Annotated in this window: 9 protein-coding genes and 1 pseudogene; 5 read left to right on the top strand and 5 right to left on the bottom strand. The window is 32.0% G+C overall.

Annotated features, from left to right (window positions below; translation table 11 throughout):
- Window positions 1-117: 117 nt before the first annotated feature.
- Complete coding sequence (locus tag BN349_RS01240; protein ID WP_019240449.1) at window positions 118-1,416, top strand: dicarboxylate/amino acid:cation symporter; 1,299 nt, start codon at window positions 118-120, stop codon at window positions 1,414-1,416.
- A gap of 235 nt (window positions 1,417-1,651) precedes the next feature.
- Here the strand turns inward: BN349_RS01240 and BN349_RS01235 are convergent, their stop codons facing one another.
- The gene (locus BN349_RS01235) at window positions 1,652-3,124 is read right to left on the bottom strand and encodes an alpha-amylase family glycosyl hydrolase (protein ID WP_019240448.1); all 1,473 of its coding nucleotides are present in this window, start codon (window positions 3,122-3,124) and stop codon (window positions 1,652-1,654) included.
- Window positions 3,125-3,658: 534 nt separating this feature from the next.
- On the opposite strand from BN349_RS01235, the gene BN349_RS01230 reads away from it, so the two are divergent.
- Window positions 3,659-5,044 (top strand): MATE family efflux transporter, encoded by a 1,386-nt coding sequence (locus BN349_RS01230; RefSeq protein ID WP_019240447.1) that lies wholly within the window; start codon window positions 3,659-3,661, stop codon window positions 5,042-5,044.
- Between the two features lie 835 nt (window positions 5,045-5,879).
- Here the strand turns inward: BN349_RS01230 and BN349_RS01225 are convergent.
- Both BN349_RS01225 and BN349_RS01220 read right to left on the bottom strand, forming a co-directional pair.
- Window positions 5,880-7,112: an MFS transporter gene (locus tag BN349_RS01225; protein ID WP_019240446.1), complete on the bottom strand. Its 1,233-nt coding sequence runs from the start codon at window positions 7,110-7,112 to the stop codon at window positions 5,880-5,882.
- 68 nt (window positions 7,113-7,180) lie between these two features.
- Window positions 7,181-7,543: a hypothetical protein gene (locus BN349_RS01220; RefSeq protein WP_019240445.1), complete on the bottom strand. Its 363-nt coding sequence runs from the start codon at window positions 7,541-7,543 to the stop codon at window positions 7,181-7,183.
- A 425-nt stretch (window positions 7,544-7,968) separates the two neighbouring features.
- Here BN349_RS01220 and BN349_RS23025 point away from each other — a divergent pair.
- Both BN349_RS23025 and BN349_RS01205 read left to right on the top strand, forming a co-directional pair.
- A pseudogene (locus tag BN349_RS23025) lies at window positions 7,969-8,250 on the top strand (VanZ family protein); the annotation flags it as partial.
- Between the two features lie 234 nt (window positions 8,251-8,484).
- On the top strand, window positions 8,485-9,096 hold the full coding sequence (locus BN349_RS01205; RefSeq protein ID WP_019240442.1) for an FMN-binding negative transcriptional regulator: 612 nt from the start codon (window positions 8,485-8,487) through the stop codon (window positions 9,094-9,096).
- Window positions 9,097-9,375: 279 nt separating this feature from the next.
- Here BN349_RS01205 and BN349_RS01200 read toward each other — a convergent pair whose 3' ends face one another.
- On the bottom strand, window positions 9,376-10,677 hold the full coding sequence (locus tag BN349_RS01200) for a DUF4179 domain-containing protein (protein ID WP_019240441.1): 1,302 nt from the start codon (window positions 10,675-10,677) through the stop codon (window positions 9,376-9,378).
- Window positions 10,661-11,152 (bottom strand): sigma-70 family RNA polymerase sigma factor, encoded by a 492-nt coding sequence (locus BN349_RS01195; RefSeq protein WP_019240440.1) that lies wholly within the window; start codon window positions 11,150-11,152, stop codon window positions 10,661-10,663. Before BN349_RS01195 ends, BN349_RS01200 begins: the two co-directional genes overlap by 17 nt.
- Window positions 11,153-11,673: 521 nt before the next feature.
- Here BN349_RS01195 and BN349_RS01190 point away from each other — a divergent pair.
- Complete coding sequence (locus tag BN349_RS01190; RefSeq protein ID WP_232423498.1) at window positions 11,674-12,276, top strand: DUF1287 domain-containing protein; 603 nt, start codon at window positions 11,674-11,676, stop codon at window positions 12,274-12,276.
- Window positions 12,277-12,333 lie beyond the last annotated feature (57 nt).

The following is a 12,333-nucleotide window of genomic DNA, read 5'->3' as shown; positions in this document are numbered from 1 at the left end:
TGACCAAAAAGACCAAAAAGACCTTTATAACCATAATAACACAGAACTATTTTTTTCAGCTATTATATAACAATAATATGAAAGCGGTAACAGTCATAACGAAAAGAGGGGTTAACTTTGAAGATAAACTTCAAAAATCTTACAGTACAAGTTATTACAGGTATTCTTGTTGGTATTTTAGTAGGTGCTATCTTCCCAGAATTCGGTGCACAACTGAAAGTATTAGCCGATATCTTCATTAAGTTAATAAAAATGCTGATTGCTCCAATTATCTTCTTAACTGTAGTAATCGGAATTGGCAGTATGGGAAATCTAAAAAAGGTTGGAACTATCGGGGGAAAAGCATTAATATATTTTGAAATTATTTCTACTATTGCATTAGCAATTGGTATTATCGTAGTTAATATTATTCAACCAGGTAAAGGGTTAAACACAGACAATATTAGTGGAGGAGACATTTCTCAATATACTCAACAAGCTGCTGAAAGTGAGCATGGATTTGTAAACTTTATTATGAGCATTATTCCAGAGAATGTAATTGGTGCTCTTGCTAGCGGACAATTACTCCCAGTTCTCTTCTCTGCTGTTTTATTCGGTCTTGCAGCTGCTTCTATTGGTGAAAAAGCAAAACCGGTTATTACATTCTTTGAAAATGTATCAGAAATATTCTTTAAAATAGTCAATATGGTTATGAAGCTGTCACCACTTGCTGCTTTTGGCGCAATGGCATATACAATTGGAAACTTCGGAATTGAATCTCTTATTAACCTTGGTAAGCTTATGGGATCCGTCTATTTAACAATGTTCCTATTCATTTTTATCGTTTTAGGTAGTATTGCAAAATTCTTCGGTTTTAACATTTTTAAATTCATTGCTTATATTAAAGAAGAAATCCTATTAGTTCTTGGAACATCTTCTTCTGAATCTGCTTTACCAGGTATTATGAAACGTTTAGAAAACTTTGGATGCTCAAAGCAAGTTGTTGGATTAGTTGTCCCAACTGGCTACTCATTTAATCTTGATGGCACCTCCATTTACTTATCTATGGCTGCTATATTTATTGCACAAGCATATGGTGTTGACCTAACTATTTGGCAAGAAATCTATTTATTAGGGGTTTTAATGCTAACATCTAAAGGGGCCGCAGGTGTTACTGGATCTGGGTTTATTACATTAGCTGCTACGTTAGCAGCCTTCCCTATGATTCCTGTAGAAGGTATTGCTCTTTTATTAGGTGTTGACCGATTCATGTCAGAAGCTCGCGCAATTACTAATTTAATTGGTAACAGTGTAGCAACAGTAGTTGTATCAAAAATGGAAAACGAATTTAATCCAAATCCACAACCTACTGTTGATCAACCAAAGAATGAAACGGAAATAATAAATACACCTTCAACTGAAGCCAGATCTTCTTAATATATAAAAAGGAGCTGTCTGAAAAGTAATTTCTGATCACTTTTCAGACAGCCCCTACGCTTTATATGGCGTTTTTTTAAAAATTGTTAGTGTATTTTATATTTCTTTAACAAAGCTGATGTTATACGTTTTACATAGCGACCGACATCATTTTAAATTTTTTACAAACAATAGAAAGATCGTTCTAATCATAAAAGATCTCTTAAATTATTTTAAGTCTTTGTTGTACTATAACTTATGAATTTCTATTAGAACGTTTCATTACGAGAAAGATGAACAATGCAAATACAACCCATACAGCAATAATGGCAGAAATATATCCAATTTTAATACCTGTTTTGTCTGCGAGAGCATAAATCTCTGCTTTTTCTCGATCGATTACGATTTCATATTTTCTATCATCCTCACGTACTAAATCTCCTGCTAATAAACCTCGTAATTCTTTATTGTTCTCTATTAGCTCGCTACTTAAAGTAACGTTTTGAGTTTTTGATGTATTATTTATTACAACTACTATCACTTCATTTTTGTACATTCTTTTATAAACAGCTAAACCATCTTCTTGAAATAGAAGTTCGAAAGTGCCTCTAGTTAAAGCAGGTAATTGTTGTCTGAGCTCACCTAATTTAGTCATATAATCTATTAATTCTTTATCTGCCTTAAATCCCATTAATCTATTATTATCAGGAACGTCACCACCATCAAGTGCAATTTCTGAACCATAAAATATAAAGGGAATTCCCGGTGTGGTATATGAATAAGTAAGAGCTAATTTCCATCTTGTACCTGGATTTTGTTTATGATCAACTATATCTCTTGTAAATCTAGGTAACAATTGGTCATCTAGTACAGTTGCATTTTGATTTGAATCTTCATAGATTTCTATACTTTCTTCAGTAGTTTTTAAAGCTGCATTCATATTCACATCTACCTTGCTAAATGCATCTCGTTGAAAAGAAATTAATGGTGAATTCACCATGCCATCAAATCCAAACTTCTGATAAGTAGCAGTTTGATTTAATTGCTTAGAAGATGTATTTCCCACGATAAAGAAATCAGTCTTCACAGCCTTAATTTCTTTTGAAAATTCCATCCAAAATTCTTGTGGAACATCCATAACATTGTTTATATAATATCCATCGATGTTGGTTTCGTTAATCCACCATTTAGCAACATCCACTACATACTTTTGTACTTCAGGATTAGAATAATTTAGCTTTGTATTTTCCATTAGCCAATTCTTCTTCGTAGCATCTTTTGTCCAAGCATGCTTTGCGCTAACTGAATCAGCCACAAACTCTATCATTATCTTTAAATCACGTTTATGTGCTTCCTTCACAAGCTTTTTAAATGTATTTAAACTGCCAAAATGCTCTTCCGTTTTATAATAATCTATTACTTTTTGACCTTGATAGCTATTTTCTTCATTATCAAAAATAGATGACAAAGAAATCGTCGTAAAACCTAATTCCTTTAAATAATCAAGTTTATCAATAATACCTTGGAAGTCGCCACCGTTATATGCATATAAATCTTGAGTATTTACTTTATTGTCATTTTTAGAATCACCATTAAAAAAACGATCCACTAATATGGAATAAACTGTTTCATCCTGCCATAATCTTTCTTCTTTTTCCAGTGCTTGAACTGGTAAGCAATAGAAAAGAAGAAATGGAACAAGTAACACATATAACACCTTTTTGTTCAACTTCCGCTCCCCCTGTTCATTATCTACTACGCTTTTAAGATTATCTCTTTAAAGTGGGTATCGTCAAACAATAAAATAGTTAAATATGGGTTTTTATAATAATTTTGTCATTATTTCATTAAATTGACTCTTTTATATATTAAATCGTAATTGATCGGAAGGTGCAGAACTACTGACCGTTCCACGTAAAGCAAGCATCCTGTAGCGGGGAAAACTTACGAAATAAAAAAATCTTGTTGTAAAATGATTCGTTGAATAAAAACTAGAGTCGAAATGAAATAACTCTATACCCAAAAGAAAAACTACTTCTTTTGTTTTACGTCTAGACATATCCCAAATCATTTTGATTGCATATTATTACTAATTTTTTTATTAAAAAACTCATTGCATCTCTTCCTTAATCATAATAATATGAGTAAATGTGGATTCATCCACACACTAATAAAACATACATTTTCAACCTATCCAATAACCATATTCATCAAATTTATTCTTTCCTATTCATCAAGACAGTACATTTTCAAGGAGAAATATATGACCATTAATAATCATAAAAACTTATCTTTATTCTCATTGACTTGGCCATTATTTATCGAATTCTTCCTTTATATGCTTATGGGGAATGCCGACACGTTAATGCTTAGTTTATACTCTGATAACTCAGTTGCTGCTGTTGGAGTATCAAACCAAATTTTATCACTCGTTATAGTCATGTTTGGTTTTATTGCAGCTGGTACAGCAATCCTAGTCGCTCAAAATTTAGGAGCAAAAAATCCATTGGCTGCTGCACAAATATCTGTTATTTCCTTAGTAACCAATTTATTATTTGGATTAGTATTGAGTATCTCTGTCTTCTTAGCTAGCCGTAATCTCTTGCAACTAATGGATTTACCTCCGGAATTAATGGGCGAGGCCGACTCTTACTTAAGTATTGTTGGTGGATTTTCTTTCATGCAGGCAATCATTATGACTGCTGGGGCTATTATTCGAAGCTACGGCTTTACTCGTGATTCTATGTTTGTCACAATTGGAATGAATATATTAAATATTATAGGAAACTATTTATTTATTTTTGGACCATTTGGATTCCCTGTTCTAGGAGTAGAAGGTGTTGCCATTTCAACTAGCTTCAGTAGATTCATAGGTTTTGTCGTTATTATGATTCTATTAGTAAAACGCATCCCTCAAAAACTAGAATTTTTCAAAGTGTTTAAAATGCCATTTGTTCATTTAAAAAACCTATTAGAAATCGGTATACCAGCAGCTGGTGAACAGCTTTCTTATAATGGTTCTCAAATGGTTATTACATTTTTCATTACATCACTTGGTACAGAAGCTTTAACTACAAGAGTATATACGACAAATTTAATGATGTTTATCTACCTATTTGCTATAGCACTAGCTCAGGGAACCCAAATCTTAATTGGCCATCAAATAGGAGCAAGACAGTATAACGAAGCCTATAGTCGTTGTTTAAAAAGTCTACGACTGTCTATTCTAATATCCTTTCTTTGTGCGCTCGTCTTTGCCATCTTCTCAAAGCCTTTGCTTTCAATCTTTACAGACAATCCAAGCATCTTGCTTATCGGAAGCCTCTTAATGTGGATGACGATTATATTAGAGCCTGGCAGAGCCTTTAATATTGTTATCATTAATTCATTACGTGCTACTGGCGATGTACGATTCCCGGTAATCGTTGGCATTCTATCGATGTGGGGTGTTTCTGTAACGCTGTCATACTTCCTTGGTATTTATCTTGGTTGGGGATTATTCGGAATATGGATAGCCTTCATAGCCGATGAATGGCTACGTGGAATTCTGATGCTTCATAGATGGAAATCTAAAAAATGGATGAAAAAGAGCTTTATTCATCCGAAGCAAGAACCATTGTCAGAACAAAATATTGAACAGGTGAGTTAATATGAAAGGAGCCTCGCAAAAATGATTAAAATCACTTTTGCGAGGCTCCTAAGCTTTATATGGCGTACTTTTTTGAAAGGCTTTGTTCTAAAAGATTGTTGCTCTAATACATTTTGTTCTTATTAAACTAGGCAGGTTAGCGGAAGAAAGCTTACTTTTTGATTTACAAAATGTTACAATTAAATTAATTCTAATAGCTTGTTTATCAGGTAATGAAGACGATAAGGAGTGATTCATATATTAAAGTTTATTGACGATTTAGCAGGAGGATTTTATGACTTTCTGAAATTTATTATTACAAGTCTTTGTTACTTTTTTATAGGAATGTTAATTGTTGGTCTTCCACTTTATCTCATCGTCTTAGCATTTGAATACTTTGGATAGCCTAATTAATATTTTTCCTATACGCCCTCTTTAAGAAGCTATAACTATGCTTCTTTTTCTTTATTCAACAAAAGGGGCAGCATTCCTGTAATGAATAATGAACTGATTATTATGCTGATATCAAGGTCTGGAACAGCTCTTTTTTGTTATGCAACTATCGGTGCAGGTTAATTGAAGAAGGAGTTTTAAAGAATTAATGCTCCAACCAGCATCAATCATGTTTCTATAAGTAGAGGGAGAACAGTTTAGTTTACGGGCTTTAAATCTCACAGATGCTTTCGTTCTACCTCGGCTACCTCTAGTATTCTAGAGTCAAAAGAAAAAGGTCAATCAATATTTCTTCATGACTAATGTGTACTGTCCTTGTTCGTTCTTTAGCTATTGATAATGGACAAATTTTTTTATTGTAATTTGATTATACCTTCTAGAATCACTATACAATTTTATGGACTTAAGTTTTTAAAGGTACCTCTTCTTTTAATTTTTTTATTGAATGTGCTGCAGTAAAAGATTTAAAGATAAAAATCGCCATTACTGGAATTGGTATAACAACAACTAAAAATAGAAATTTAAGCGGTATTAATTTAGCTAATATTCCCGCAAGCGCATATCCAAATGGCATTAAGACATTATTTATAGCAAAGAAAGCACTAATTTCTCTACCTCTATGTTCTGGAGTTGTTTGTTGTTGCAGATGTGTTTCTAAATATACATTAAGAATGCCACTTGCTAATCCAGCTAAACCTAATAAGGTAATAGCTATATAAATATTTTCAGTAAAACCAAGAGGTCCTACAAGTAAGGCTAATGATAAAGTTAAACAAACGCTTAAAGGTTTGATATTCTGAACTTTCAATATAAATACAACCAGAATAGCGCCTAAGAAAGATCCAACGGCCCAAAATGTTTGTAACATTCCACTTACCCATTCGTTATTTTTCAATAAAAATGTACTCCAAATAGCTAAATAAATTGAGAACCCACTAAATAATAATTGTTGAATAGATGTGCCATATAATAATGTGCGTAGCGGTTTATTATTTTTAATTCTACTAAAACCAGAAAATAAGTTAGTTGCACTAAAATTAATATTTTTATCTTTATTTTCATAATCATTTAAGAAAAACTTTAAAAATGCTGAGATTGCAAATAAAATTCCACAAGTTATCCATACACCACTAATTTCTATAGAATATACTAGAAATCCAGCGATAGCTGGGGATATTAAGTGAGAAATTTGACTTAGTGATTCTTGAAATCCTAGTGCTCGGTTTAATTGTTCTTCTTTTATTGTTTGTTGTATAAGTGATCTTGCGGCAGCATCAGTTGAACCTAATCCAGCAGAAATAATTATACGACTTAATAAAACAATTAATCCTGATTGAAAATTTGCAAATTCTGAAAAAAACACTAAAACAATGAACATAAAACATAATGAGCTATCTACAATAGCTAATAATCTCCCCCTATGAAAACGATCTGATAACCATCCAGATATAGGCGAGAGAAATAAAGTAATGGCTGCCCCAATAGCAATTATAGTACTTCCAGTTAATAAATTTTCTCCCTCACTTAATGTCCACCAAATAAGAGAATAGAAAAATAGATTAGAACTAAATTGAGATAATAAAGTGCTAGACCACAATTTGAAAAAATCACCTTTTACTAACCAACTATATTTCAATGATTTCTCCTTTCTAATACATCAAAGCCGGGATATCCCCGGCTTTGATGTATTATTTAGTCTTCAAATTAAAGGCCGTTACTAACTGGTGTTAGACCATAAATAGTTTTTAATAGATCTGATGTTTCGTGAGTTGTTTTTGAATGATTTAGAGTCTCTTTATGTAGATGAAGTGCTGCCTCTACTAACTCTCTGGCAGGATTAGATACAGCTTTATATATACCACGTATATCATTATTATTTAAGCTTTCAAGACAATGTTTCTCAGCTTGAACAAATTGAAGGTGATCAATTACTTGAATACAATGCTCTATTCCTCTAACACGTGTTCTGAACATATCATCAAGGTGTTGATAATTATAGAATAGTTCTTCGTCAACTTCTTCAATTTTGGATGCTGCATTATACATTTCAAACTCTACTTTCAACATTTCTTCCAAGTCTTCTTTAGCATCGAATAAATATTGAAATGCTTTATTGATGGCTTTCTTTCCTTCAGAAATTTCAGCAAGCCAATAGTGTTGCCCTGCCTTATCAAATTGTGCGGTTCCTAGTAGATTTTTGCTAATGTTTCTTGAGTTAGTACTGCTAGCTCCTCTGCTCTAGCTTTTTGTATAGGTCCTGGAGGCCATTTACAAATATTGAATGCAATACCCATTATTGAATCAGCTCCTAATCTAATTAATAACTAACACAATAATAAAATACCATTTTTTAACAAATGTTATCAATAGGTTTTTAAATTTCAGTAAAATAGATACTGTTTTTAAGAATTTAATACCGAATATTTAGGTAGAAAGTATTAATTATCATAATAAAGTCTTTACATTAACAAATTTAATAAGTAGGTATTTAAATAGGATTCCCTTTTGTAGTATACATATGTATGGTCGTTTCCGTGACCTTATTTCCGTTCCCGATAGGTTTTAAGGCTAATATTGAAAATGTTATTCTTTCAATAAATATTATACCTCTTAAATCATTTATTTATAATATTAGTCAAATAGGTATCGCTTATGATGGCGATGTTCCATTTATGATTGGACAAATTGTGAGAAATGTAGGCAGCAATATTTTATTATTAATGCCATTAGGTTTTTTAGCACCAATATTATGGAAACAAATAAGGATTTTAAAAGTATTAACAAACTAAGTTTGTGAAAATATGTACTTAAACTATCTGGGGCGTTGATCCAATAAGGATTGACGCTTTTTTTATAAAGTGCTTATTGGACTATCGGGTCAGGTTAGTTTCATTAGAAATATAAACATTGGTACTAAAACAATTATTAAATCTGGCACTATTAAATTGTTTAAATTATCTATAAAATGTAAATATATTTAAATTAAATTAATACGAGGTAGGATGACTATGTATATACCTAAACATTTTGAAATCAACGATAGCAATATTATTTATGACTTTATTGAAAGGTATGGCTTCGCAACTTTGTTCTCTCAGCATAATGGAGAACCGTACGCTACGCACCTTCCATTATTATTAAGTAAAGATAAAAGCACTTTATATGGACATTTCGCACGTCCGAACAAACAGTGGGAAGATGCAGAAAACCAACAGGTTCTGGTAGTTTTCCAAGGTCCGCATTGCTATATTTCACCTTCTTGGTACGAAACAACTAAAGCAGTACCTACTTGGAATTATGTAGCCATACATTTATATGGAAAGATGGAGATTCTTGAAGATGACAAAGTGATATTCGATTCTTTAAATGAATCAGTTAACAAATATGAAAGTCCTGAAAGTCCATACAGTTTGAATGAAGTAGAACCCCGTTTTATTGAGGGAATGAGTAAAGGTATTGTAGCGTTCAAAATCAAAATCACAAAAGTTGAAGCGAAAGCTAAATTAAGTCAAAACCACCCTATGGAACGACAAAAGTTAATTATCGAGCAGTTAGAAAGAACTTCTAATCAAGATAATATCGAGATAGCATCTCTTATGAGAAAAAATCTTCAAAAATAATAGTCTACAACACTGTCTTATTGAGCTAATGGGTGCTAGAGCTGAAGATCAAGGCTACTAATAGACAGTCTTATTTTTGTTATCGCGCTAACGGGGCAGAATAGTTGAATAAGAAAAATGGTAAAAAATGTAATTTAGGGGTGGGAGAAACTCAACTTCTCTAGTATCTTAGAAGCTAAATGTATGTACCCGAATTTGAACTACAAAAGAACAAGTACATAAGCTAGTGTTGTTACACATAAAAAGGAGCTGTCATAGTTACAGCTCCTACGTAAAACATTATGGTAAAGTCACTTTAAAACCTTCATACATAATCGGCATCGGGAATTCTACTGTAGCAATCTTCAACTCTTCTTTCTTATCTACTTTAAATTCTTGCATATACAAATTGCCTTTAATACGTGTTGCATAAGGTTTTGTATCGATAGTTAAGTCGTTACCTTTCTTATCTTCTAACCAAATTCGATTCCCATTAAAGTTCCTATCAAATACAAACGCGCTTTTTACTTCAAAATACATAATTACTTTATCTTGTTCTCGCTCTATATCCGTAACTATAATTTTACCAATATCACCTTGATCTAATGTAATCGGCAGCTTTTCTTCATCTAAAGATGCGGTCACTTTTTGGTTTATCGTTTCAGATTCTAAAGGTATCATATAAGGAATAACGGTCACTTCTTTTATTCCTTTTTGTAATGGTGAATACGTGAATTGATAATTCATATGCTGTGTTCCGTCAATTTCTTCTCCAGAGCCACTACCAGATTGAATTGTTAAAGCCTCCCCATTTTCATCAATAATATTAAAATGTAACTCATCTCTGTCGGAAGATTCAATTATATCAACTGATAGATCTGTCCCCAAAGATCCAAATTTTAAAGAATTTATCGTTACTTTTTTCCCGTTTATAATTTTTGTTTCATCAGGTTTAACAACCTTTAAACCATTTACCTGACTGACTGGAAATTCAAACTCCCATTTTCCAGATATTAAACCGACGCTATCAAAAGAAACACTCATTGTGAAATTCTTTGGTAACTCCTCAACTGGATTTATATCCATAACACCAGCATAATGTTGAGGGTTGATGAAATTACCTGAATATCCAGCACTAAAGTTAATTTCTTTGCCATTAATACGAATTGTAGGCTTTTCTAATTCACCTAGAGCTAATAAAGATTTATGTGAATAACTTAAGCTCAATCGAGTTCCATCATAAAAAACTTCATTAATTGTTAAGGTAATACCATTATCTTTTTGAGTTTGATTAACCGTTTCAAACAAACCGGTTTTTCCTGCAATTTCTAAACCTTCATCACCTACATCTCCGAACAGAAAACCAATAACAGGTATTTGAGATACGACATTAGCCATAACTGGAGACACATAAGCCGAACCTATCAATACGCCAAACCCTATCGTAGCAGCCATAGCAACATATCTTACAATTTTTCTTTTTGACTTTTTAGGTGTGATGTTATTCTCATTAATCGTATTTTTAATAATATCATCTAGCTTATGTACAGGGACATTTATTGAATCAATTTCTGTTTTGATGTTATTATAACCTTCTTTCATTTGCATAATCCTCCTTCATTTTATCACGTAAGATTGAAATGGCTCGGTGAATATTTGTTTTAACAGCACCTTCGGGACATTCAAGAATGGAGGATATTTGTTTGATTGTATAATCTTTATAAAAGCGTAATATAATTACGGTTTTATATTTAACGTCCAATTCTTTTATATACCTCAATAGCTCTGATTCTTCCACTAATTGTGAAACAAAGCTATCAACAGTACCATTATTAGTTAATTTTCTTTCCAGTGCATTATTTTCAAAAGGAATCACTCGTTTGTTCTTATTTAAATGTTCATATGCCGTATTAATTAGAATTCGAGTAATCCACGTAGAAAAATATTTTTCTTCTTTTAAATCTTTAATCGAGACATATGCTTTATAAACAGTTTCCTGAAAGATTTCTAAAGCATTTTCTTCGTTCTTAACATATACATAAGCAATTTTATAAAGACGTACTTTTTCTTTATCCATCAATTCTTGAAAAGCTTCGTTAGAACCAGTTTTAGCACTTCGAACTAGTTTTTTTGTATTCAGCTCGAATCCCTCCTTTCATATAAACGTTAGATGAACAACCTATGTAAAACGTTTCAATTTTTTATATTTATTTTCAAATAATAATATCTTATATCTAAATAGAAAGGGATTTAAAGAGACAATTCTTAATAATAAGTAGTAGTAAATAGTTAAAGGGTATCATTCCTATATCGAATAAAACTACTTTGTTTATAAACAGTTTTTATTTGTGAATAAATGTACTTAAACAAACTGGGGCATTACTTCAATAAAAGGAGCTGTGATCAGCTTCTTTTTGTTATGCGACTAACGGGGCAGGTTAGTTAAATAACTTTATTTGATAATTGTGTTAAAATTAGGAAAAGAGAGTTAGGGTGGAATAAATGGGGGTTAAAAAAATATTTTTGATTTTTTGTTTGGTATTGATAGTGATGATACCATTATTTTCTGTGTTTTTTAGGGACGGTCTGATTTTGGATATGGTAGGTATTCATCTTGATCATTTTTTAACTAAAGAAATAATAGTAGAAGAAAAATATAGCCAAGTTGATACTAATCAGAATGGTGTGGCTGATCCATTAGATATAGTAGAAGCTGCAAGGAAAGAAGTAGAAAATCGAACACAATACAAGAGTGCTTATTATGAAGGTGGCTATCCACCGGCTAGTGAGGGTGTTTGTACAGATGTTATTTGGCGAGGACTAGCTGGAGCTGGTATTGATTTAAAAGATTTAATGGATAAAGATATTGATGAACATACATCATTATATCCAAGGGTAGAGGGAAATCCTGATTCTCATATTGATTTTAGACGGGTTCCAAATCAGTATGTCTTTTTTCAACGTTTCACTGAATCTCTGACGACTGAATTAATTCCAAATGATCCAGAGAATTTAGCGGAGTGGCAACCGGGTGATATTGTTGTCTTTTTGGAGGGCACAGACCACGTAGGTATCATTTCTGATAAACGCACAAAAGATGGAATACCGTATTTAATTCATAACACTCCTCCCTTTGCATCGGAGATTAAATTAACTTCTTATAAACAACCTATTGCGGGTCATTATAGATGGAAATACTGATTTTTAAAAAAATATTAATTTTATATAAACTATCTTATTCCGTTAACAGGGCTTTAC

This window comes from Bacillus sp. AP8 (genome assembly GCF_000321185.1).
GTDB classification, from domain to species: Bacteria; Bacillota; Bacilli; order Bacillales; family DSM-1321; genus Bacillus_AD; species Bacillus_AD massilioanorexius.
Note: the sequence above shows the minus strand (reverse complement) of the source record. Positions and strands in the feature narration are given on the sequence as shown.

Bases quoted from the DNA above. Each gene is read 5' to 3' on its own strand.
- BN349_RS01230 (WP_019240447.1), top strand. From the start codon at position 3,659: ATGACCATTAATAATCATAAAAACTTATCTTTATTCTCATTGACTTGG.
- BN349_RS01220 (WP_019240445.1), bottom strand. From the start codon at position 7,543: ATGTTGAAAGTAGAGTTTGAAATGTATAATGCAGCATCCAAAATTGAA.
- BN349_RS01205 (WP_019240442.1), top strand. From the start codon at position 8,485: ATGTATATACCTAAACATTTTGAAATCAACGATAGCAATATTATTTAT.
- BN349_RS01200 (WP_019240441.1), bottom strand. From the start codon at position 10,677: ATGAAAGAAGGTTATAATAACATCAAAACAGAAATTGATTCAATAAAT.
- BN349_RS01195 (WP_019240440.1), bottom strand. From the start codon at position 11,152: ATGGATAAAGAAAAAGTACGTCTTTATAAAATTGCTTATGTATATGTT.
- BN349_RS01190 (WP_232423498.1), top strand. From the start codon at position 11,674: ATGGTAGGTATTCATCTTGATCATTTTTTAACTAAAGAAATAATAGTA.